The following is a 19853-nucleotide window of genomic DNA, read 5'->3' on the forward strand; positions in this document are numbered from 1 at the left end:
CGAGTCACGCCGAGCAGCAGCCGCCCAGCGCGGCCGCGCCGGCGGCTCGATCACATCACCACGTCCATTGCTGACGCCGGCCTGTCGCCGACGCGTCTGCTTTGGCGTGCAGTCACGAGAGGTTCCCTCATTCCTATCGCCCTTGACCCCATCGCTCCTGCCGTGACGCGTGGCTCCGCCACGCGCCGCCGCTCGCTGCGACTCGCCGTCGCGACGTCGGTCGTCGCCCTCGGCGCGACCCTGCTCCCCGCGACCGCCGCGACCGCCGCGCCGGCGACCGTCGACCGCGCGGCTGCCGTCACGCAGTCGATGCCCGGTCCGGTCAACACCGGCGTCCCCGCAGGCACCGCGCTCCGCGTGCACCGTGGCAACCTCGTCATCACGACCCCCGGCACCGTCATCAGCGGCCTCGACATCCGCGGCTCCGTCGACGTGCGCGCGCGCAACGTCACGATCCGCAACTCGATCATCCGCGGCGACGCGGCCGGCAACCACGACTTCCTCGTGCGCAGCGCGTCCGACACCGCGAACGTCACCATCACCGACAGCGAGCTCGCGGCGAGCGTGCAGAACCACCGTGTCAACGGGCTGCGGGGCTGGAACATCAACGCGGCGCGCCTCGACATCCACCACGTCATCGACCCCGCGCACTTCTGGGGCACCGGCAACGTGCAGCTGCGCGACTCGTGGATCCACGACACGCTGCACTACGCGAACGACCCGGGCTGGGGCGGCAAGCCGAGCCACGACGACGGGGTGCAGATCCAGGGTGGCTCCGGCTACTGGATCACCGGCAACCGCATCGAGGGCGCCCACAACGCGGCGATCATGATGACGCAGGACAACGGCGTGCTCAAGAACGTCATGATCCGCGACAACTTCCTCGACCACGGCGCCTGCACGGTGAACATCGCGCAGAAGTCGCGCGGACCGCTGCAGAACATCGACATCCGCGACAACGTCTTCGGCGCGAACTCGGTGCACAACTGCCAGATCATCCGGCCGTCCGCCGGTGACATCACCACCACGAACAACTCGACCGTCACCGGCAAGGCCATGCGGATCAACACGCACTGACCCTGTCGACCCAGCGGGCCGTCTCGTCGCACCGACGAGGCGGCCCGCTGTCGTCCCGGATCGCGTCAGCTGCGCCAGCGGTCGAGGCTGCCCGTCGCTCTCGCGAGGCCCAGGATGCCGAGGTGGGTGCGCTCGGGCTGGCCCCAGTAGCTGCGCTCGTAGAGCTCGTGGCGGGCGCCGAAGCCGGTGCCCACCGCGTCCCACAGCTCGCCCATGACCTCGAGGCGCTCGCGCGCATCCGCCCCGCCGGAGCCGCGCAGCAGCGGCTCGATGGGCGCGACCACGCCGGTGCCGAGCGAATCGACGGGCACCGGCAGGTGCGCGAACGCCGACGACAGGATCGTCTGCAGCGTCACGCGCATGCGCGAGTAGGCGTCGGGCGCGAGCGCAGAGAACGCCAGGGCGGCCTCGGCGCCGGGCCCGATGGAGTCGCCGGACGGCACCGCCTGCTCGATCATCGCGTCGCGCAGCCCCGCGACCGTGTGCCGGAACGCCACGACCTCGCCGAGCGCGGCCTGCACGCCGCGGCGCTCGCTCGTGCCCATGATCTCGGTCGCGCGCACCGCGAGCCCGGCGATGTGCTCGAGCTTCGCCTCGAGGCGCGTGGCCGCCTGGAGGGCAAGGCGGCGGTTCCAGCCGACCTCGCCGCCGTTGAACGCGAGCATCGTCTCCGCGTCGCGCACGAAGACGTCGTCCCACGGCACGAGCACGTCGTCGAAGACGACGAGCGCGTCGTGCTCGGCGAAGCGGCGCGCGAGCGGCTGGTCGTCGCGCGCGGGCGTGCCGCGCGTGTAGACGCGGATGCCCGGCGTGCCGACGGCGACGGACGCGGCGACCGCGAACGCATCCGTCTGCACCTCGCCGCCGAAGTGCGACACGAGCAGCCGCTGCGCCGTGGCCGCGCCCGTGACGACGGCCTTCGCGCCGCGGATGACGATGCCCGCATCGGTCTCGCGCACGACGTGCAGGAAGACGTCGCCGACCTCGTCGGGCGGCAGGTCGCGGTCGACGGGCGGGTTGACGAGTGCTTGCGCGTAGTGCGTGACCGCGCGCTGGTCCCGCGCGAGCGCCGCGAGCACGTTGCCCTCGAAGCGGCCGAAGATCGGCGCGTGCGCGGCCATCGAGGTGATGAGCGCGCCCATGAACTCCGGCGTGCGGCCCACCCAGCCGTGCGTCATCCGCTGCCACACGCGGATCGCGTCGCGCTGCGCCCGCAGGTCGTCGCGCGACTGCGGCACGGTCCAGAACGGATGCGTCAGGCCGCCGTCGGCCGTCGGCACGAGATGCTCGGTTGCCTCCCCCTCGTGCAGCGAGTCGTAGAGCCCGGCGATCGTCGCGGCCAGGCCGGCGAGCTCCGGGTGCTCGGCCACCCGCTCGACCTCGAGCCCGTCGTGGATGACGACCCGGCCGTCGTCGAGGCTCGCGAGGTAGTCGCTGCCGGTCTGGGGCCGAGCCTGCACGCCGATCCCCTACTCGGTCTCGAGTTGCTGCTGCTTGCGCCAGCGGATGCCCGCGGCGATGAAGCCGTCGAGGTCGCCGTCGAAGACCGCCGAGGGGTTGTTGACCTCGTGCAGCGTGCGGAGGTCCTTGACCATCTGGTACGGCGCGAGCACGTAGGAGCGCATCTGGTCGCCCCAGCTCGCCGAGATGGTGCCGGCGAGCTCCTTCTTGCGGGCGGCCTCCTCCTCGCGCTTGAGCAGCATGAGGCGGCTCTGCAGCACGCGCATCGCGGCCGCGCGGTTCTGGATCTGGCTCTTCTCGTTCTGCATCGAGACGACCGTGCCGGTCGGGATGTGCGTGATGCGCACGGCCGAGTCGGTGGTGTTGACGCTCTGTCCGCCGGGGCCGGAGGAGCGGAACACGTCGACGCGGATGTCGTTCTCGGGCACCTCGACCTCGTCGACCTGCTCGAACAGCGGCACGACCTCGACGGCGGCGAACGACGTCTGCCGCTTGCCGGCGGCGCCGAACGGGCTCATGCGCACGAGCCGGTGAGTGCCGGCCTCGACCGACATGTGCCCGAACGCGTAGGGCGCGTCGATCTCGAACGACGCCGACTTGATGCCGGCCTCCTCCGCCCAGCTCGTCTCGTAGATCGTCACCGGCATGTCGTGCTGCTCGGCGTAGCGGAGGTACATGCGCAGCAGCATCTCGGAGAAGTCGGATGCGTCGACGCCGCCGGCGCCCGCGCGGATCGTCACGACGGCCGGCAGCGGATCGAACTCGCCGTCGAGCAGCGTCTGGATCTCCATCTCGGAGACGAGCTTCTGCAGGCTCGCGAGCTCCTTGCGGGCCTCCGTCTGGGTCGCCTCGTCGGCCTCCTCGTTGGCCATCTCGACGAGCACCTCGAGGTCGTCGATGCGCGCCTCCGCCTCGGTGAGGCGGCGGAGCGCCGTCTGCGCGTGGCTCAGCCGGCTGGTGACCTTCTGCGCGGCGTCGGGGTCGTCCCAGAGGTCGGGCGCGCCGGCGGCCTCGGAGAGGCGCGCGATGTCGGCGGTGATCCGGTCGACGTCGGCCACCGCCTTGATGTCGGAGAACGTGGAGCGGAGGGCGGCGATGTCGCCGGCGATGTCGAGATCGGCCATGATCCCCCCAGCCTACCGACGCGGAAGTGTCCACTCTGGCTCAAAGCACACCCATACGGGCGCAAAGAGGCCAGATCTGGCACGCCGTAGTCTCGCCTCATGAGCGGCGTCGACCAGTCCGAGCGCTTCCCGTGGCGGAGGGTCGCGGGCGCCGCCTACGTGCCGACCGCCGCGTTCGCGATCGGCGAGGGTGCCGTCATCCCCTACATCCCGCTCATCGCGGGCGACCTCGGCGCCTCGCTCGCCATCGCGGCCGTCGTCGCCGCGATGCTGACGGTCGGCCAGCTCGTGGGCGACGTGCCCGGCGGCGGCGTGGTGGCCCGCTTCGGCGAGCGGCCGACGATGATCGGTGCTGGCCTGCTGGTGCTCGTCGCCCTCGCGATCGCGTTCCTGTCGACGGACGTGTGGATGCTCGGCTTCGCGATCTTCGTGCTCGGCCTCGGGCACGCGGTGTTCGCGCTCGCGCGGCACGCCTTCATGACGACGTTCGTGCCGCTGCGGTACCGCGCGCGTGCCCTGTCGACGCTCGGCGGCATCTTCCGCATGGGCATGTTCGTCGGCCCGCTGATCGGCTCCGCCGTGCTCGGGATCGGCCTGCCGCTGCAGTCGGTGTGGGTCGTCTGCGCCATCGGCACGGTGGTCGCGATCGTCGTGCTCATCGTGCTGCCCGACCCCTCCTCGGCGTTCGAGCGCACGCCGCTCACCACCGGCACGATCGAGCTGCGGGCGGAGCGCACCGGCATCTGGCAGGTCGTGGGGCAGCACGCGCGCGTGCTCGCGACCGTCGGGGTCGGCGCGGCGATGCTCTCGCTCGCCCGCTCGGCACGCAACGTGCTGCTGCCGCTGTGGGCCGTCTCGATCGGCCTCGACGGCGTCACGACCGGCCTCGTGATCGGCATCGCCGGCGGCGTCGATTTCGCCCTCTTCTTCGTCTCGGGCTGGGTGATGGACCGCTTCGGCCGGCTGTGGAGCGTCGTGCCCTCGCTCACGCTCATGGCGGCGGCGTTCGCGATGCTCGCGGTGTCGCACGACCTCGACGCGGCGACCGCGTGGTTCGTGGCCGCATCGCTCGTGCTCGCGCTCGGCAACGGGCTGGGCTCCGGCATCCTCATGACGCTCGGCGCGGATCTCGCCGATCGCCGCAATCCCGCGCCGTTCCTCGGCGCCTGGCGGCTCACGACCGACCTGGGGGGCGCGGCCGCGCCACTGCTGATCTCGCTGCTCGTCTCGGTGGCGTCGATCGCCTGGGCGGCGGGAGGGCTCACGGCGCTCTGCCTCGTCGGCGCGGGGATGCTGCTGCGCTGGCTGCCGCGGAAGCCGCGCGACTAGCCGTCAGGCGTCGTCCCCGCTCAGCAGCGTGGCGACGTAGGCGTGCAGCCCGTCGTCGTCGCGCCGCAGCAGGTACTCGAAGTCGGCGTCGACGATGTGCGAGCCGTCGGCCTTCCAGAAGTGCCACCGCACGTGCGCGCGCAGCAGCCGGTCGGTGAGCTGCGCGTGCCCGACGAGCGTGTGCGTCGCGCGGGCGAGGCCCTGCGCGCGGTACTCGGGGTGCGACCCGGCGAGGCCCCGCGCGAGCTCCTCGCGGTCGGCGACCGTGCCGATGAAGTCGTCGGTGACCATCATCCCCGGCTCCCCCCAGAGCGCGGCGGTCGCCGGCGCATCCATGTCGCCGAGCGTCTTCGCGTAGGCGCCGAAGTAGGTCTCGAGCGCGGCCTCGGTGGTGTCTGCCATGCGGTCACGCTAGACCGATGGGCCAGCGGGCGCGAGGGGCTCCTCGTCGTTGTCCCCTGCATGCCGACGGCCGTCTCAGTCCACGAACACCGCCCGCGCGGTCGAGGTGACATCGAGGCGCAGCCCCTCGGGCAGGAAGAGGGAGACGACCGGAGGCCGCCACGCGCTCGAGACGGTGACGTTGGCGCTGCGGTCGTCGGCACTCGCGCCGTCGACGCGGAGCCCCGCCAGGTCGGTGCCGGCCGCCGACGCCCAGTCCGCCGCCGCGCGGTCGACCGCGGCGTCGGCGAGCTCTGGCGTCGCCGCCCCGCCGTCGAATCGCACCTGCTCGAGCGCGAACGCCTCAGCCGCCGCGAGCGCGGCACCGTCGGCGACGGTGAAGAGGCGACGCCGCTCGACGAGCATGCTCGTCGCCGCCGTGACCGCGACGATGAGCGCGACGGCGAGCGCCGCGAACCCGACCGTGAGCACGAGCGTCGAGCCGTCCTGCTCGCGCGTCAGTCGGCGCGCCAGGCGGCGCAGGAGCCGGCTCACGGGGCACCGCCGAACGCGGAGACCGGCTGCACGGCTCGCGCCGAGACCGGGACGCCGAGGCCCCCGTCGAGCCCGAGGAAGCGCGGTGCGAGTGGGAGCGGCACGGTGGCGTCGACCTGCACGGTGACGGTGCCGCGCGCGGTGTCGCATGCGGCCCGGTCCGGTGCGCAGAGGATGGTGACCCGCACGGCATCCGGTGGCAGCTCTGCGTCCGCCATGGCCACGAGCAGCGCGCGGTCGGCGAGGGCGAGGCCTGCGTCGTGGCCGTCGGACTGCGCGATGGCGCGCGCCGCGTGGCGAGCGGCACCCTCGATGCCGAGCACGGCGTGCTGGATCTGCCCGAGCGCGAGCACGAGGTAGACGAGCGGCACGAGCAGCAGCACGCCCACCGAGAGGAACTCCACCGACGCGGAGCCGGCATCGTCGGCGAGCCGTCGACGCGCACGTCGCGCGGCGTCAGCCGAGCGATTCGAGCGGTGCATGCCCGCTCACCTCCAGGGCGACGGGCCCGATGAGGCCCAGCACCGGCAGCGGCGCGGCGACGCGGATCTCGATCGTCTCCAGGCCGACGACCGACGCCGTGGACGCAGAGACCCGCTCGGCGTAGCCCGGGCCGAGCGCGGCGGTGATGAGCTCGCGGGTGCGCGCGACCCCGCCCGACGCATCCGCCCCGATGAGCGAGGCATGGCGCGCACCCTCCGCGGCGGCATCGGCGAGGGTGGCGCGCACATGCAGGCCGAGCGCGAGCTGGATGACCGACAGCACGAGCACGACGAGCAGCCCGGCGACCATCGTGAACTCCGCGACCGCCGAGCCGCGCTCGTCGGCCAGGCGCATCAGAAGCTCGTGACGCGCGCGATCGCCTGCTCGAAGACGCCCGTGAGCGCGGGACCCGCGACCGTCCAGAGCACGATCACCAAGCCGGCGGTCATGAGCGTCACGAGCACCCAGCCGGGCACATCGCCTCGCTCCTCGTCGCGGACGCGCCCGACGACGCTTGCGAACCTGGTGCTGATCGTCGACATGACTCCTCCTTCAGAACCCCACCTGCAGCACGTGGATGCCGGGCCACAGCGCGAACGCCACCGTCGTCGGCAGCAGCCCGAACACGAGCGGCACGAGCATGCGGATAGGCTCTCTTGTATGAGCATGATCCGTCAACGAGCTGCGATCTACTGCCGCATTAGCCTCGACCGCACCGGCGAGGCAGCTGGCGTCGGACGGCAAGAAGCCGAGTGCCGCGAGCTCGCCGGTCACCTCGGCCTCGACGTCGGCCAGGTGTACATCGACAACGACATCAGCGCGACCTCAGGCAAGGAGCGGCCCGCCTTCGAGCAGATGCTCGCCGACCGCCCCGCAGCCGTCGTCACGTGGGCGCAGGACCGACTACTGCGCCTGTCGGCTGACCTCGAGAAGGTCATCGCGCTCAACATCCCCGTGCACATGGTGACGCAGGGCTCTCTCGATCTCGCCACGCCTGCGGGCCGTGCCGTCGCGCGCACCGTAGCCGCCTGGTCGACCTTCGAGACGGAGCAGAAGGGGCTCCGGCAGCGGGCAGCGAACGTGCAGCGCGCGAAGCAGGGCAAGCCCGCGCCGTCCGTCGGGTACGGGTATCGGCGCGACGGCGACCGGCTCGCGATCGTGGATGCCGAGGCCGCTGTCGTGCGCGAGGTAGCGCGCCGCGTGCTCGACGGCGAGCCCCTGCGCGCGATCGCCGCCGACCTGAACGCGCGCGGCGTCCAGTCGCCGCGGCGCACGGCGGGCGCGGGCGTCTGGAACGGGACGACGTTGCGGCAGATGATCCGCCGTGAGTCACTCGCAGGGCTGCGCCGCTACAACGGTCAGATCGTGGGTGCGGGGCTGTGGGAGCCGATCATCACGCCGGACGATCACAGCCGCATCGTCGCGGTGCTGAACGATCCGACGCGCGCCAAGCACTACGCCGGCCGGGCGCCCAAGCATCTACTCGCGGGCATCGCCAAGTGCGGGAAGTGCGGGGCGCGGATGAAGCGCGCTCCCGGCCGCATGACCACCACCAAGAGCGGCACCAAGCGACAGCCGGCCGCGTACTCGTGCCCGGCCTGCTTCGGCGTGCGACGCAAGCAGGAGGACGTCGACGCGCTCGTGTCGACCGTGCTCGTGCGCCGCCTCGAGCAGCCCGACGCGCTCGATCTGTTCAGGCGCGATGACAACGGCGCCGGGGCCGCAGCGCGCGAGGCGATCGCCGCCATCGATGCCCGACTCTCTAACGCGGCGGACGCCTACTCGGCAGGGGCACTCGAGCTCGACCAGCTGACGCGCATCACGGCGCAGCTGCGCGCCGACCGCGCCGAGCATGAGGCGCTCGTCGCCCGCGCGCTCCCCACCGCGCTCCCCGCCGACCTCGCGGGGCCGTCTGCGGCCGAGCGGTGGACCACGCTGAGCATCGACGCTCAGCGGCTGATCCTGACGACGCTGCTGCGCGTCACGATCCTCCCTGCCGGACCCGGCCGGGATTTCGATCCCGCTACGGTGCGGATCGACTGGAACCGATAGGAGAAGCCCCCGCAAGCGTTGCAGCGCTCCGGGGGCGGGGCCGAGACACGAAAGGAACCACGGCCATGGACAACGATAACGAGGACCGCGCAGCGCGGGCAGAGAAGCGCGAGGTGGACGATCTCCTTGCGCGGGCCACACCTTGCGACGTGGCAGGTTGCGACGGGATCTGGCACGACAGCGCGGACGACCCAGCCGAGTGGACCCACCGGGTGCGGGCGATCAAGCTGCCGGCACTCGGTGGCGGCTGCGATCTGTACATCGACGGGGACGGGCGGGCGCACATCGGCTACACGCTGCAGAGCGACGGCGATCTCGACGCCGCGGCTGCCCGAGCGATGGCGGCGAAGCTGGAGGCATGCGCGGAGCAACTCCGCGACCTCGCCGCCGAGGTGGAGAGGCGCAGCGCGTGAACGCGCCGCAGTGGCCCGCGGCGCCGACGTGGGCTCGCTACGTGCTGATGGAGGGGCAGCAGCACGACGACGGCGGGCCGGCACGCGTCTACTACAGCGACAACCCGGACAGTGAGACGCCGAAGCTCTATCGCCTTGACGGCCCCATCGAGATCGACCGACCGTCCGGCATCGTCGGCACGACCACGCTCATGGCCTGGGACACCGACGATGCGACGCACTTCAAGCTCGGAGACTCGGAACAGATTCGCTCCCTCGCCGCGGCGCTGTTCGACGAGCTCCTCGACCGATCGGACGCGCGATGATCCTCGTCGACGTGCGGTGCGCCCGGTGCCGACGCGTGCTGGTCTCCGTCGACGAGGCCGCGCTCTCGGACCACGTCGACGGCGTGGCGGTCCACCGGTGCACCGACTGCTACCCGCCGCTAGGGCGTCGGTGGCTCTCGGAGCACGGCGATGGCAAGTTGGTGACCGCCCGAATCGCGATTGTCGATCTGCAGCCGTTCATCGAGCGCGCACGAGCGCGGGGAAAGACGCAGACAGCGGCGATTCACTTCACCGACGATCCGCCGACGGGTATCCTGACGTTCAGGTGACCGCCGAGCGGTCGCCGACGAAGCGCCCCCCAGCGGGACTGGAGAGCTAGCGCAGTGGGCACGCGCGAACCCCTGGAGGTTCGCCGTGCCAATCTCTGGCTCCAAACTCGCATCGACCAGCAGCCGAGTCGCAGTCGCCGCGCGTACGGGTGACGCTGATGCGCTGCTCGCCGCACGCCGCGATCACGCGGCCGCGAAGATCGAGACTCACGTCGAGCGCGTGCTCGCCGACGCTCCCCCGCTGACCGCTGAGCAGCGCGACCGCATCGCGGCGCTGCTGCGCCCTTCTGGTGGTGCGGCATGACCGCGGACGAATGGGAGCGCGCGGGCGACGCGCTGCCGTCCGGCACGCAGCTGCGCGCGCTCGCGGCCTGCCCTCCTGACGTCGACCCGCGCTCGATCGCTAGCGAAGCCCCGCGACCGGCGACAGCGCCGAGGCTTGAGCCTCGCGTGCTGCGGTCGCGACCGAACTCGGTGTTCGAAACGCATCGAAATCGGGAGGGCTGATGAGCGCCGGGTTCTCGATCATCCCGAACTGGCTGCTTCGCGAGTCGGATCTGACCGCTCGCGAGCTGCTCGTCTACATCGCTCTGCTCAACCGTGCCGACCGATTCGGCGTCGCCTACCCATCCATGAAGACCCTCGCGAAGGAAGCGCGGTCGGACGAGCGCACTGTGCGTGACGCGCTCAAGAGCCTCGAGAAGCGCGGCATCGTGAAGACGCAGCGGCGCCCTCAGGAAGGTGGCCGGCACCTGCCGAACCTCTACCGAGTGGCGATCTTCGACCGCGAGAGTCCACGCCGAGAGGGTGGGGTGCAAGAACGCACCCCAGTGGGGGGCGATTCTGCACCGGAGTGGGGGGCACAAACGCAGGAGGAAGTAGACCCACTAGAAGTAGACCCAGAAGAAGAAGATGTGAGGTCCGCTCTGCAAGCAGAGCAGACCCGCTCCTATGGGTTCTCATTCCCTGATGGTGTGGAGCGAGCGTCACGTAAGCAGCGTGAGTACATCAGGGATCTCTGGATCCATCTACATCGGGAAGTGCCGTCGGAGGAGCAGGAGCAGCACCACTCGCATCTGACGTCCGACGAGGCCGCCGAGCTCATCGCGGCGCTGCTGCGAGAGATGCCGAGGTACGACGCCTACGAGGGCCCGGAGCCGGGAGAGGACGCCTACGAGGCGCTGAGTGACGTCGGCAAGCAGTGGTCCGATCGAGGGATGCTCCCCGAGGGCGCGGGAGCGATCCGATGAGCGCCGCCGACCACCAGGGCGCGCCGGCGGGGACGGCGGCGCTCGCTGACGATGCGCAGCGGTTCGCGCATGCGGTGCAGGACACGGAGCTGCTGCGGCGGGTGCTAGCTGACGTGCGAGCGGCAGCTGCCGATGATCGAGAGGACAGGCCATGAACGACTGGAGTGTGGAGCGTGATGCGCTCGGCATCGTGCGGGCGATGCAGGGCGGCGACATGGAGGGCGCGGGGCGTGCGGTCGCGAAGATGGACGCTCACGAGCGCGGCCTGGCGCTGCTGTTCCTCGCGGGCATCGCCGACGTGGACGTGCGGACGTGTCAGCTGCTGCTCGACGTCGAGGAGGGGGCGTCGTGACCGGCTTCCACGCGCAGCGGTCGCGCGAGCCGTTCGACCGGCCGCAGCGGTTGGGGGCGATGGATTGGGCGGCTGAGGTCGAGCGGTTGCGGCGGTCGGCTGCGGCGCGCTGGATCGCCGAGCACCGCGTGACGTGGACGGTCGACGAGCTGCTCCAGCGTGCGGCCGCGGTCGGGCAGGAGCAGGCGGCGGGCGAGGCGATCGAGGCGCGGAACGCGGCCGGCAGCCGTGTCGCAGCCGGGGCGCGCCTGTGGCCGGCCGTATCCTTGAGTCAGCAAGTCGAAGGCGCAGCTGCACGACCGGACTAACCGGCCAAGGACGAGGAGCCCCGCAAGGGCCAAGTCCGAGGAGCCCACGCGGACGGCACGGCGAAGCTGCAGGGACAAGGCCTAGGAGCCCTACGGGGCCAACGCCGAGGATCCCCCCGACGCGAGCGAAAGTAGATGCGGGTGAACCCGTCTCCCGTGCTGAGCACGGCTGAGGCCACATAGCCCGGAGCGTCTGCGGTTTCCATTCGATGCGGCACTTCCGCTCGACGGAGTGCTCGACTCTCTAGGAGAGATCATGACCATCCAGCAGATCAAGGATCGCGCGGAGGCGTCGCTGAAGGCGGCTCGCGCGATCGTCGACACGGCCGACGCGGCCGGTCGCGGACTGACCGTCGCCGAGGAGGCAGACGTCGATCGCCACATCGCGGACGCGAAGACGGCGAAGGGCGAGCTCGTGAAGGCCGCCGCGCAGCAGATGCCGCAGGGCTGGGGCCTCTCCGTGGAGCAGCTCGACGGGCTGAAGGCCGCAGGCGTCGACCTCGGCCTCGGGGCCGGTGACGGCGTTCCCGGCGCTGACGGCGCGCGCCGCGACTACAAGGGCCAGCTGGCGGCGAAGTGGGCCGGTGCCGCTGCCGACCGGCTGACGGCGGCACGCGAGCCGCTGGGCGGCGCGAAGGCCGCGATCAGTGTCGGCGTCGGCGTGCCGCAGCCGATCACCGAGCCGGTGAGCCTCCCGCAGGAGCGCCACACGATCCTGAACCTCATCCCGGTGAAGCAGGTCGCCGGCGCGAACCTGGAGGGCGAGGGCGGCGGCAACGTCTTCGGCTACACGGTGCAGACGACGCGCACGAACAACGCTGCGGCGGTCCCGGACGGCGCGCTGAAGCCCACGAGCTCGTACCAGTGGAGCGAGCGCGTCGACCGGTTCCGCACGATCGCGCACCTGTCGGAGCCGCAGCCCAACCGGCTGCTCGCCGACCGGCCGGCGCTGGTCCGCTTCCTCGAGGAGGAGATGGGCCGCGGCGTGCTCGACGAGATCGAGGGTCAGATCCTCGCCGGCACGGGCACCATCGGCGCCACGGAGCCGGCCACGCCGACGCCGGCGACCGAGCAACTGCCCGGCATCCTGGAGACGTCGGGCGTCCGCGCGCAGGCTTGGACGACGGACCTGCTGACCACGCTCTCGACGGCGTACGACACGCTGACGCTCGCGAACGAGCAGCCGACCGCATGGGTCATGAACCCACTCGACTACCGCAAGCTGAAGAACATGCGCGAGTCCGGCACGACCGGCCCGCTCATGTTCAAGTCCGGCCGGTCGAGCATCGAGCAAATCCTGGGCGAGATCCCGATCGTCGAGTCCAACCTCATGCCGCAGGGCGTGGCGCTGCTGGGCGACTTCCGGCAGACGCTGCTCGTCGTCCGCGATGAGGTGCGCCTCGAGTCGAACCAGGGCGCCACGGAGCTGTTCGATCGCAACCTCACGAAGTACCGCGCCGAGGGACGTTACGGCTTCGCCGTGCTCCGCCCCGGCGCGTTCATCGAGGTCGACCTCACGGCCTGAGTCGACCGATGACGTGCCCGCCGCCTTCAACCGCAGTGTGGAGCTGCGGGGCGGGCCAAACGGCGCTCGTGGGGTTCCTTCAGCCCTTGAGCGTCAGCGCGGGCCGGGTGCCTTTCGCCCGGCCCGCGCACTCTCGGATTCGACGGTCAGTCGGGAAGCCTGAGCGCACGCTGCAGCATGTCGTCCCCCTCACGCGCGGTGAGCTTGTAGGTCGCTTGCACGACGACCGTGAACACCTCGTTCGGGTGAGGGTTGAGCTGAGATGCCTCGACCCTGACCTGGCCGTGGTCACCCAAGTCCAGCCCGCGGCGCTCCTTGAGGAAGTCGAGCATCACCTGATCGTCGTACTGACGCAGCACCTCAGCCACATCGGTTCCCTTCGCTGGTATCCGCGTGGCGATCGCGCAGGCGGTGATCTGAAACGTAGCCGAACCGCCCTGCTCCGGCCAGGCCGCGGGGTAGGGCGTCTAGATCTCTACAGATCCGAGCAGGGCCAGAGTCCACCGGCAGTCGAGTTCCCCATCGGGACGGATGGTTGCGCAAAGCGCCTGTGCGCGTGCGCAGAGAGGAGCCCATCGTGGCGCTGAGTGCGGATGAGCGGCGGGAGCGCAACCGCGAGCGGATGCGGGCTGTGCGGGCTGCGGGGCGTGCCGAGCGGGATGCGGAGCGGGACACGGCTCGGCGTGCGCTGGCGGCTGCGGCGCCGAGGACGATGCGTGACGCGCTGGAGTCGTCGATCGCGGCCATGAAGTGGCTGGCGCCGTCGGACGCGGCGTGCGTGGCTCAGGCGCGGTCTGTGGCGGGTGCGCTGGACGAGCTTCGCTACGCGGGTGACCATGATCGTGCGCTCGCGGCGCATCGGTTGCTGTCACGATTGCTCGCCGATCTTGGGGCGACGCCGATGGCGCGGATGCGTCACGAGCTGCGGTCGCTGCGGTCGACCGGCGGTGTCGACGTCGAGGGCGAGGACGTGGCGGGGCCAGCGCGACCTGCGAACGTGACGAGCATCACACGGCCGGCGAAGCGGCGGCGCGACTGACACTGCGGTGGCATCCTGGGCGCATGGAAGCGGACGAGGGTTGGACCGAGCGCGACGATGTCGAGGTGATGTTCGCTGCGCTCGACGAGGACCATCCTGCGCGCGCGGTAGCGGCGTTCGCGGCTCTGCTGCTCGCTGACGAGCTGCGGTCGGATCTGCTGGCGGGGTTCGTCACTCCGGAGTCGCTCGACGACTGGGCGGACTTCAGCGGCGTTCGCGACTACTTCATGGACCGGGCTCTTGCTGCGTCGATGACGGCGCTGCGGCACCGTGACGCGCCCGATGTTGCGTACGTGAAGCTGGTCCCGGAGGTCGGGCCGCTGCTGACGGACACGCCTCGCCGGGATCAAGTGGCGTTCGCGACGCTCGTCTGGCGGCCGGAGCTTGGCGGCTGGCGTGTGCACGACGTGGGAGGGCCGATCCCTCCGGCGCAGCTGCCGCGGACGTCGAGTCGTGCGACTCCGCCGAGCTACGCCGGTGATCAGCACATCACGCTCGAGCGTCCCGCACAGTAGGCAGTCCCGCGCGCCGAAAGTCAAGGTGCTGCTTGCCGTCACGGGCTACGGGCTCGACCACGCGGCGACTGAACGACGAAGAGCGCCCCGCCGCCTCCGAGGAGGGACGGGGCGCTTTCACATGCCTCAGCCCGAGAGCCGGGCGCGGAAACGGCGGCTTGCCCTGCGGGCAGCCTCGTCGCGTGCGAGCTTTGCGGCCTCAGCGCGACGTGCGCGGAACTCGGTGTCCCGCTTCAGCTGGTCTTTGCTCTCTGTCTGCTTCCCTTGTAGGCGGCGATTCTGGGTCATGATCAACCTCCTGCGGTCAGTGTAAACACGGCGACTGTCATAGTTCTAGTAGCGCCGCGCGTAAGCGAGCGCAAGAAGATCCGCGAGCAGCGCGATGGTGGGCTTGTCGGTCTCGTCGAGGTCGCCCGGTTCCTTCGCATCGATCGTGATCATGCCCTTCAGCGCTTCCCCGACGCGCACTGGCGCAGAGATGAAGGTGCGGTAGCCGTTGCCCGAGCCCTGCCATCCAGGATCGGACTCGAGCTCAACATCTGCGATGAACTTAGGCTGATCCGCGGTCTCGGCCCAGTTGATCGCCGACCGCCCACGGGCGTCGGCCATCGTGAACGGCTTGGGTTCAGCTGGCCTCGACTTGCCTGACCAGTTGACCGGACTCAAGCGGGGCTTGCGCGCTCCCTTGGCGGGTTCGTACTCGTAGAAAACCATCCTGCTGGACTCGATGTGCTCGAAGATCCGCCGATCCGCTTCAAGGACCGTGCCGATGACCAACGCGAGTTGCGAGGCGTGGTCGCTGGAGGGCTTCTGCATCAGCTTGAGCAGACGCTTGACAACGGGGCCCACCGTCTCGGCAGCGAGCATCTGCGATTCAAGGCTCTCCTTCGCCCGCTCACGGTGCTGCCATCTGCGCTGCTTCTCTAGACCGCTCGTTGCAGCGACGCCGACGACCGCGAATCCCACTCCCCACCAGAACAGCGTCCAGCGAGTCGTCTGCTCCTGCTCCGGAACCAGCCCACCTGCCGCGAGCAGCAAGACCGCAACGAGCTCGGCGACGATGGCCACCACCAGCACGATCCACCCGTGATTGAGCACGAGGTCGACGAGGCGGTATAGCGACTCCCGCAGTGTGTTCAGCTCGCCGGGACGCCGCGGGGTGGTCCGGCGCATGAACTAGAACATATCGGACAACGGCAGCACGGCCGCTCCTGGCGAGGCGTGGTGCGTCCTCGGGCGCAGCTAGGGTCGCGGAGTGGGCGGGCGCTCGCTCGCACCGACACTAAGGAGAGGTAGCCAGATGGCGATCGAAAAGGCGACGAGGGATGAGGCAGCTACGGCTGTGCTCAAGGCGATCGCGGAGCAGGCATCCCAGCAGGGGCCGAACGGACTGCAGGCTCTCGCGACCGCTTACGCGCAGGTGATGAGCCACGCCGTCGTGGAGCAGGCTGGCGGCGCCCCGCGCATGGGGACGGTTCGCTAGGGAAACCTCGGGGGCGGCTGGCTGGCTGACCGGTCGCCCCTACCAGCCCCGGATGCCAGGCACGTCGTCATCGGGCTTCTCGACGTGTGGCGCAGGCGGCCTGATGTGCCCGCAGTTCCGGCAACGTTCGTCCCAGACGAGGGCGTTGCACTCCTCGCATCGGTCATCGAGCTCGTCCAGGATGCTCGCCATGCGGGAACCCTACGGCCCTTCGGGAGCCTCCGCGGCCCGGCCGGTCAGATCAGCCATCTTGAGGACGCCACTTGCGCCGGCCTTGGCTGCGGCACCGGTGGAAGTGCTTGCCCGTCACAGGCGTGAGGCATACTCAGAAGTTCAAGCACCCGCATCGGAGAACCAGTGAAGAACCTCACCCTGTCCCCGCTACTTCTTGCGACGGTTCTCGCGCTGACCCTCACTGGATGCGCGGCGAGCGCGCCGCCCTACGAAGATGCACTCGAACGTTGTGAGGACGACCAGATCGGCGGCGACGAGGAGCTTCGACCCATCCTCCAGTCGGGCATCGAGAACATGTTCACGATCTCCGAAGATGGCAAGACCCTTGAGATCGATACTGGAGGTCAGTATCCCCACATGCTCATGAGCGGCACGGTGGTCTGTGTCCTTGACGCTATAGGTGCGCCCGCCCCGGCGATGGAGTCCATCGAGAGGGGTGCGCGACAGGACGCCGGCTTCACCGAGTGGGACGGCTTCACCCTGGAGTGGCGCTATCGGCATGCGAACGGCCTCACCGCGACGGTCACTCGAGACTGAGGGAGCAGCCGACGTCGGGACCCCGCCGACCAGCCGCGGATCCGTGACAATCTGCCGTCGTCCGCGAACGTGTTCGCAGGCGTGGCAGCGATCGTCCCGCATGCGCGCCCCGCAGCACTCGCAGCGGTCGTCGAGTTCGTCCCGCGGGCGGGCCACAAAGGGGCGTAAAGTTGTTGTTGCGCGGCACGAGCATCGAGATCTCCTTGCGGCCCGCCGCCTCGAGCAGGTCGCGCTTCGCGGCGTCGCGAGCGTCGAGCGCCTGCGCCTGCAGCGTCTGGGCGAGCGGCGTGCCGCGCTCGATGGCGCCGCGCATCTGCTCGACCGCGCGGGTCACCGCGGGATGGCCGAGCTCGTCGGCGAGCGTCGCGAGCGCGCCCGAGAGACTCGTCCCGGCGGCGGCGTCCGCGACGACACCCGCCAGCTCTCGACCGAGCGCGCTCGAACCGGCAGCGCCGACCCGGCGCAGCGCGTCCTGCAGACCCTCGCCCGCGGCGAGGCTGAGCGAGAGGAACTCGAGGATCGACGGCAGCTCGCTCGAGATGCGGGCGAGGCGCCGCCTCGCGCGGCGCTGCAGCAGCCGGTCGACGGTGACGGCGCCGATCGCGGCACCCAGTGCAGCCAGCGCCCCCGGGAGCGCAGGCTGCCCGCCCTGCATCGCGCCCGCCACGCCGAGCGCTGCTCCTGCCGTCGCGCCGACGACCGCCCAGCGGAGCTGCCGGCCGCGGAAGTCGGCGACCGTCTCCGGCGACGCCGCCTGCCGCAGGCGACGACGGATGCCCGCCGGCGCGCCGAGCACCGCGTGCATCACGGGAGCGAGCCGGTCGCCGATCGGCGACGCGACGACGCCGAGCACGCGCGTCGGGCTCACGCGGCGGCGGGCGACCAGGTCGCGCGCGCCGGCCGACACATCCAGCACGTAGGGCGCCACCCGGTGCAGCAGCAGCGGCCGGCGCAGGATCGGCACGAGGCTCACGAGCATCCACAGCCCGGACCCCAGGCCGGCGCCCAGGATGAGGCTCCACCCCGCCTCGGTGGTCACGCGAACCACCGCGCCTCGGTGGGCAGCGCGCCGATGCGGAGCATCACCCGGTACGCGACGAGGCTCACGATTGCTCCGCAGGCGATGAGCACCAGCCCGCCGGGCGCGTTGTACGCCTGCGCGGCCTCCGGGCGGGTGGAGAGGATGAGCAGCACGATCCACGGCGCGGCCGCGCCGAGCCGGGCGGCGCTCACGATCCACGACTGGCGCGCCTCGAGCTCGCCCCGGGTGGCGAGGTCGGCGCGCAGGTAGGCCGAGAGCTCGCGCAGGACGGTCGTCACCTCGGTGCCGCCGACCTCGCGGGCCATGCGCAGCGTCTCGACGAGGCGGTCGCCGACCGGATCGGCGAGCCGGTCCTTGAGCCGGTCGAGGGCGTAGCCGAACGACCCGGTCGCCCGATGGTCGGCCGCGTAGGCGGCGAACGCCGGCCGCGTGACCTCCGGACCGGCGCGCTCGAGCTGCGCCACCGCATCCGGCAGCGCCAGCCCGCTCCGCACCGCCGAGACCAGGTGGTCGACGACGTCGGGCCACACGCTCGCCTGCGCGCGCCGATGCCGGCGCGCCCGCCAGCGCACCGCGAGCGGCGGTGCGGCGGCGCCGGCGACGAGGGCTGCGACGGCGACGGCGACGACCGGCACCAGGGCGAGCGCGATGCCGGCCGCGAGCACGCCGGCGAGCAGCGACACGGCGGCGATCGTGAGCGGCGGGTTGCCGTCGAGCCCGGCTTGGGTGAGTCGGTCCCGTACGCGCCCCGGCTTGTGGGGGCCGGCCGCCGCTGGCGCGCGCGGCCACAGCCACGGGCTTGCGGCGAGCACGAGGCCCAAGCCGAGCGCGGCGCCCAGCAGCCACGTCATGGCGCGCCTCGCGCGAGGAGCGCCGTGGGGTCGATCCCGGCGGCGGCGAACTTGGCGGTCCTGGCCGGGTGCGAGCCGGTCGGCTCGAGCAGCCCGTCGCGGAGCGCGAACAGTGTGGAGGCCTCGATGATGCCGCTCGAGGCGGAGCCGGTCGGCGCGAGGATCTCGACGACGCTGCGGTTGCCGCGCGCGTCGATGGCGAGGTGGACGACGAGGTCGATGCACTGGGCCACGGTCGGCACGACGAAGCCCGCGTCGATGTTGCGCCCGGCGAGCAGCGGGAGCGTCGTCAGCTTCGCGAGCGCGTCGCGCGCCGAGTTCGCGTGGATGGAGCACATGCCGCTCACGCCGCAGTTGAGCGCGACGAGCAGGTCGAGCGCCTCGGCCTCGCGCACCTCGCCCACGACGAGCCGGTCGGGGCGCATGCGGAGGCTCTCCTTCACGAGCCGGCGCAGCGAGATCTCGCCGGTGCCCTCGAGCGACGGCTGCCGGCACTGGAGGCCGACGATGTCGTCGACGGGCGGGTCGAGCTCGAAGGTCTCCTCGACCGTGATCACCCGCTCCCCCGGCCGCACCGCCGCGAGCAGTGCGTTGAGCAGCGTCGTCTTGCCCGCGTGCGTCGGCCCGGAGACGAGGATGTTGCAGCCGGCGATCACCGATTGCCGCAGGAAGTGCGCGGCCTGCTGGCTCAGCGCGCCGCGGTCCACGAGCGCGGCGAGCGAGGACAGCCGGCGCGCGAACTTGCGGATGTTGATGCTCATCGCCCCGCGCGCGACGTCGCCCGAAGCGACGTGCAGGCGGGAGCCGTCGGGTAGGGATGCGTCGACGAACGGGGTCGAGAGGTCGACGCGCCGGCCGGTGGTCGACAGCATCCGCTCCACGAGGTCGCGCACCTCGGTCTCGCTGAGCTGCAGCGGCAGCGGCTCGCTCACGCCGGCGCGCGCGCAGAACACGCGGGACCCCTGGTTGATCCAGAGCTCCTCGATCTCGGGATCGTCGAGGTAGGGCTGCAGCGGGCCGTAGCCGCTCACCGCCGCGAGCACGTCGCGCTCGGCCTGCCGCTCGTCGGCGAGCATCGGCAGGCTGCCGCCGAGGGATCGCTCGGCGTACGAGCGCACCGCGTCGCGCACGTAGCGCTCGGCGAGGTCGCCGGAGCGCGCGAGATCGACCCCGTCGCGCCGCACCCTCGCCCGCACGGTTGCGGTGATGTCGGCGACGGCCTGACGCATGCGAGCCAGTGAAGCCGA

At 71.3% G+C, this 19853-nt stretch carries 27 protein-coding genes; 14 read left to right on the top strand and 13 right to left on the bottom strand.

The window, feature by feature from the left end; genetic code table 11:
• Positions 1-162: 162 nt before the first annotated feature.
• Positions 163-1077 (top strand): hypothetical protein, encoded by a 915-nt coding sequence (locus ACLQ21_RS11140; protein WP_425663675.1) that lies wholly within the window; start codon positions 163-165, stop codon positions 1075-1077.
• A gap of 65 nt (positions 1078-1142) precedes the next feature.
• On the opposite strand, the gene ACLQ21_RS11145 is transcribed toward ACLQ21_RS11140, so the two are convergent.
• Positions 1143-2537, bottom strand: a complete 1395-nt coding sequence (locus tag ACLQ21_RS11145) for a 4-hydroxyphenylacetate 3-hydroxylase N-terminal domain-containing protein (protein WP_425663677.1) — start codon at positions 2535-2537, stop codon at positions 1143-1145.
• A gap of 9 nt (positions 2538-2546) precedes the next feature.
• Complete coding sequence (gene prfB / locus ACLQ21_RS11150) at positions 2547-3662, bottom strand: peptide chain release factor 2 (RefSeq protein ID WP_425663679.1); 1116 nt, start codon at positions 3660-3662, stop codon at positions 2547-2549.
• 99 nt (positions 3663-3761) lie between these two features.
• Between prfB and ACLQ21_RS11155 the strand changes: the two genes are divergently transcribed.
• Positions 3762-4991 carry an MFS transporter gene (locus tag ACLQ21_RS11155; RefSeq protein ID WP_425663681.1) on the top strand — a complete coding sequence of 410 codons (1230 nt, stop codon included), beginning with the start codon at positions 3762-3764 and terminating at the stop codon, positions 4989-4991.
• Positions 4992-4994: 3 nt separating this feature from the next.
• Here the strand turns inward: ACLQ21_RS11155 and ACLQ21_RS11160 are convergent, their stop codons facing one another.
• From ACLQ21_RS11160 to ACLQ21_RS11180, 5 genes are all read right to left on the bottom strand, one after another.
• A complete protein-coding gene (locus tag ACLQ21_RS11160; RefSeq protein WP_425663683.1) occupies positions 4995-5393 on the bottom strand; it encodes a hypothetical protein in 399 nt (132 codons plus the stop codon).
• A 75-nt stretch (positions 5394-5468) separates the two neighbouring features.
• The gene (locus tag ACLQ21_RS11165) at positions 5469-5927 is read right to left on the bottom strand and encodes a pilus assembly protein TadG-related protein (protein ID WP_425663685.1); all 459 of its coding nucleotides are present in this window, start codon (positions 5925-5927) and stop codon (positions 5469-5471) included.
• Complete coding sequence (locus ACLQ21_RS11170; protein WP_425663686.1) at positions 5924-6409, bottom strand: TadE family protein; 486 nt, start codon at positions 6407-6409, stop codon at positions 5924-5926. Before ACLQ21_RS11170 ends, ACLQ21_RS11165 begins: the two co-directional genes overlap by 4 nt.
• Complete coding sequence (locus tag ACLQ21_RS11175; protein WP_425663687.1) at positions 6384-6764, bottom strand: TadE/TadG family type IV pilus assembly protein; 381 nt, start codon at positions 6762-6764, stop codon at positions 6384-6386. The genes ACLQ21_RS11170 and ACLQ21_RS11175 overlap by 26 nt, the downstream gene beginning before the upstream one ends.
• Positions 6764-6952 (bottom strand): hypothetical protein, encoded by a 189-nt coding sequence (locus ACLQ21_RS11180; protein WP_425663689.1) that lies wholly within the window; start codon positions 6950-6952, stop codon positions 6764-6766. The genes ACLQ21_RS11175 and ACLQ21_RS11180 overlap by 1 nt, the downstream gene beginning before the upstream one ends.
• 118 nt (positions 6953-7070) lie before the next feature.
• Here ACLQ21_RS11180 and ACLQ21_RS11185 point away from each other — a divergent pair, with 118 nt between their 5' ends.
• The 8 genes from ACLQ21_RS11185 (at position 7071) to ACLQ21_RS11220 (ending at position 12905) form a co-directional block, all read left to right on the top strand.
• The gene (locus ACLQ21_RS11185) at positions 7071-8462 is read left to right on the top strand and encodes a recombinase family protein (RefSeq protein ID WP_425663691.1); all 1392 of its coding nucleotides are present in this window, start codon (positions 7071-7073) and stop codon (positions 8460-8462) included.
• Positions 8463-8527: 65 nt separating this feature from the next.
• On the top strand, positions 8528-8875 hold the full coding sequence (locus ACLQ21_RS11190; RefSeq protein ID WP_425663693.1) for a hypothetical protein: 348 nt from the start codon (positions 8528-8530) through the stop codon (positions 8873-8875).
• Complete coding sequence (locus ACLQ21_RS11195) at positions 8872-9180, top strand: hypothetical protein (RefSeq protein WP_425663695.1); 309 nt, start codon at positions 8872-8874, stop codon at positions 9178-9180. Before ACLQ21_RS11190 ends, ACLQ21_RS11195 begins: the two co-directional genes overlap by 4 nt.
• Complete coding sequence (locus ACLQ21_RS11200; RefSeq protein ID WP_425663697.1) at positions 9177-9470, top strand: hypothetical protein; 294 nt, start codon at positions 9177-9179, stop codon at positions 9468-9470. Before ACLQ21_RS11195 ends, ACLQ21_RS11200 begins: the two co-directional genes overlap by 4 nt.
• Positions 9471-9976: 506 nt before the next feature.
• The gene (locus ACLQ21_RS11205; RefSeq protein ID WP_425663698.1) at positions 9977-10720 is read left to right on the top strand and encodes a helix-turn-helix domain-containing protein; all 744 of its coding nucleotides are present in this window, start codon (positions 9977-9979) and stop codon (positions 10718-10720) included.
• A gap of 151 nt (positions 10721-10871) precedes the next feature.
• On the top strand, positions 10872-11072 hold the full coding sequence (locus tag ACLQ21_RS11210; RefSeq protein WP_425663700.1) for a hypothetical protein: 201 nt from the start codon (positions 10872-10874) through the stop codon (positions 11070-11072).
• Complete coding sequence (locus ACLQ21_RS11215; RefSeq protein WP_425663702.1) at positions 11069-11380, top strand: hypothetical protein; 312 nt, start codon at positions 11069-11071, stop codon at positions 11378-11380. The genes ACLQ21_RS11210 and ACLQ21_RS11215 overlap by 4 nt, the downstream gene beginning before the upstream one ends.
• A gap of 256 nt (positions 11381-11636) precedes the next feature.
• Entirely contained in the window at positions 11637-12905 is a 1269-nt protein-coding gene (locus ACLQ21_RS11220) for a phage major capsid protein (protein WP_425663704.1), read from the top strand.
• Positions 12906-13051: 146 nt separating this feature from the next.
• On the opposite strand, the gene ACLQ21_RS11225 is transcribed toward ACLQ21_RS11220, so the two are convergent.
• On the bottom strand, positions 13052-13273 hold the full coding sequence (locus ACLQ21_RS11225; protein WP_425663706.1) for a hypothetical protein: 222 nt from the start codon (positions 13271-13273) through the stop codon (positions 13052-13054).
• A gap of 209 nt (positions 13274-13482) precedes the next feature.
• Between ACLQ21_RS11225 and ACLQ21_RS11230 the strand changes: the two genes are divergently transcribed.
• Together ACLQ21_RS11230 and ACLQ21_RS11235 are read left to right on the top strand one after the other, a co-directional pair.
• Positions 13483-13944, top strand: a complete 462-nt coding sequence (locus tag ACLQ21_RS11230; RefSeq protein WP_425663707.1) for a terminase small subunit — start codon at positions 13483-13485, stop codon at positions 13942-13944.
• Between the two features lie 23 nt (positions 13945-13967).
• Complete coding sequence (locus tag ACLQ21_RS11235; protein WP_425663709.1) at positions 13968-14459, top strand: hypothetical protein; 492 nt, start codon at positions 13968-13970, stop codon at positions 14457-14459.
• Positions 14460-14792: 333 nt separating this feature from the next.
• On the opposite strand, the gene ACLQ21_RS11240 is transcribed toward ACLQ21_RS11235, so the two are convergent.
• Positions 14793-15632 (bottom strand): GAF domain-containing protein, encoded by an 840-nt coding sequence (locus ACLQ21_RS11240; RefSeq protein WP_425663710.1) that lies wholly within the window; start codon positions 15630-15632, stop codon positions 14793-14795.
• 127 nt (positions 15633-15759) lie between these two features.
• Between ACLQ21_RS11240 and ACLQ21_RS11245 the strand changes: the two genes are divergently transcribed.
• On the top strand, positions 15760-15942 hold the full coding sequence (locus ACLQ21_RS11245; RefSeq protein ID WP_425663712.1) for a hypothetical protein: 183 nt from the start codon (positions 15760-15762) through the stop codon (positions 15940-15942).
• Between the two features lie 39 nt (positions 15943-15981).
• Here ACLQ21_RS11245 and ACLQ21_RS11250 read toward each other — a convergent pair whose 3' ends face one another.
• A complete protein-coding gene (locus ACLQ21_RS11250; RefSeq protein WP_425663714.1) occupies positions 15982-16134 on the bottom strand; it encodes a hypothetical protein in 153 nt (50 codons plus the stop codon).
• Positions 16135-16299: 165 nt separating this feature from the next.
• Here ACLQ21_RS11250 and ACLQ21_RS11255 point away from each other — a divergent pair, with 165 nt between their 5' ends.
• Positions 16300-16713: a hypothetical protein gene (locus ACLQ21_RS11255; RefSeq protein ID WP_425663716.1), complete on the top strand. Its 414-nt coding sequence runs from the start codon at positions 16300-16302 to the stop codon at positions 16711-16713.
• Here ACLQ21_RS11255 and ACLQ21_RS11260 read toward each other — a convergent pair.
• Genes ACLQ21_RS11260 through ACLQ21_RS11270 form a run of 3 tightly spaced genes read right to left on the bottom strand, consistent with a single transcriptional unit; the run spans position 16700 to position 19835 of the window.
• Positions 16700-17752 carry a type II secretion system F family protein gene (locus ACLQ21_RS11260; protein ID WP_425663718.1) on the bottom strand — a complete coding sequence of 351 codons (1053 nt, stop codon included), beginning with the start codon at positions 17750-17752 and terminating at the stop codon, positions 16700-16702. The genes ACLQ21_RS11255 and ACLQ21_RS11260 overlap by 14 nt on opposite strands.
• Positions 17749-18606, bottom strand: a complete 858-nt coding sequence (locus ACLQ21_RS11265) for a type II secretion system F family protein (protein ID WP_425663719.1) — start codon at positions 18604-18606, stop codon at positions 17749-17751. Before ACLQ21_RS11265 ends, ACLQ21_RS11260 begins: the two co-directional genes overlap by 4 nt.
• The gene (locus tag ACLQ21_RS11270) at positions 18603-19835 is read right to left on the bottom strand and encodes a CpaF family protein (RefSeq protein ID WP_425663721.1); all 1233 of its coding nucleotides are present in this window, start codon (positions 19833-19835) and stop codon (positions 18603-18605) included. The genes ACLQ21_RS11265 and ACLQ21_RS11270 overlap by 4 nt, the downstream gene beginning before the upstream one ends.
• Positions 19836-19853: the final 18 nt, after the last annotated feature.

The sequence above is a fragment of the Agrococcus sp. DT81.2 genome (assembly GCF_049844935.1).
In the GTDB taxonomy this organism is placed as follows: Bacteria; Actinomycetota; Actinomycetes; order Actinomycetales; family Microbacteriaceae; genus Agrococcus.

Bases quoted from the DNA above. Each gene is read 5' to 3' on its own strand.
- prfB (WP_425663679.1), bottom strand. From the start codon at position 3,662: ATGGCCGATCTCGACATCGCCGGCGACATCGCCGCCCTCCGCTCCACG.
- ACLQ21_RS11155 (WP_425663681.1), top strand. From the start codon at position 3,762: ATGAGCGGCGTCGACCAGTCCGAGCGCTTCCCGTGGCGGAGGGTCGCG.
- ACLQ21_RS11160 (WP_425663683.1), bottom strand. From the start codon at position 5,393: ATGGCAGACACCACCGAGGCCGCGCTCGAGACCTACTTCGGCGCCTAC.
- ACLQ21_RS11170 (WP_425663686.1), bottom strand. From the start codon at position 6,409: ATGCACCGCTCGAATCGCTCGGCTGACGCCGCGCGACGTGCGCGTCGA.
- ACLQ21_RS11175 (WP_425663687.1), bottom strand. From the start codon at position 6,764: ATGCGCCTGGCCGACGAGCGCGGCTCGGCGGTCGCGGAGTTCACGATG.
- ACLQ21_RS11180 (WP_425663689.1), bottom strand. From the start codon at position 6,952: ATGTCGACGATCAGCACCAGGTTCGCAAGCGTCGTCGGGCGCGTCCGC.
- ACLQ21_RS11185 (WP_425663691.1), top strand. From the start codon at position 7,071: ATGAGCATGATCCGTCAACGAGCTGCGATCTACTGCCGCATTAGCCTC.
- ACLQ21_RS11190 (WP_425663693.1), top strand. From the start codon at position 8,528: ATGGACAACGATAACGAGGACCGCGCAGCGCGGGCAGAGAAGCGCGAG.
- ACLQ21_RS11200 (WP_425663697.1), top strand. From the start codon at position 9,177: ATGATCCTCGTCGACGTGCGGTGCGCCCGGTGCCGACGCGTGCTGGTC.
- ACLQ21_RS11205 (WP_425663698.1), top strand. From the start codon at position 9,977: ATGAGCGCCGGGTTCTCGATCATCCCGAACTGGCTGCTTCGCGAGTCG.
- ACLQ21_RS11210 (WP_425663700.1), top strand. From the start codon at position 10,872: ATGAACGACTGGAGTGTGGAGCGTGATGCGCTCGGCATCGTGCGGGCG.
- ACLQ21_RS11220 (WP_425663704.1), top strand. From the start codon at position 11,637: ATGACCATCCAGCAGATCAAGGATCGCGCGGAGGCGTCGCTGAAGGCG.
- ACLQ21_RS11235 (WP_425663709.1), top strand. From the start codon at position 13,968: ATGGAAGCGGACGAGGGTTGGACCGAGCGCGACGATGTCGAGGTGATG.
- ACLQ21_RS11240 (WP_425663710.1), bottom strand. From the start codon at position 15,632: ATGCGCCGGACCACCCCGCGGCGTCCCGGCGAGCTGAACACACTGCGG.
- ACLQ21_RS11245 (WP_425663712.1), top strand. From the start codon at position 15,760: ATGGCGATCGAAAAGGCGACGAGGGATGAGGCAGCTACGGCTGTGCTC.
- ACLQ21_RS11250 (WP_425663714.1), bottom strand. From the start codon at position 16,134: ATGGCGAGCATCCTGGACGAGCTCGATGACCGATGCGAGGAGTGCAAC.
- ACLQ21_RS11265 (WP_425663719.1), bottom strand. From the start codon at position 18,606: ATGACGTGGCTGCTGGGCGCCGCGCTCGGCTTGGGCCTCGTGCTCGCC.
- ACLQ21_RS11270 (WP_425663721.1), bottom strand. From the start codon at position 19,835: ATGCGTCAGGCCGTCGCCGACATCACCGCAACCGTGCGGGCGAGGGTG.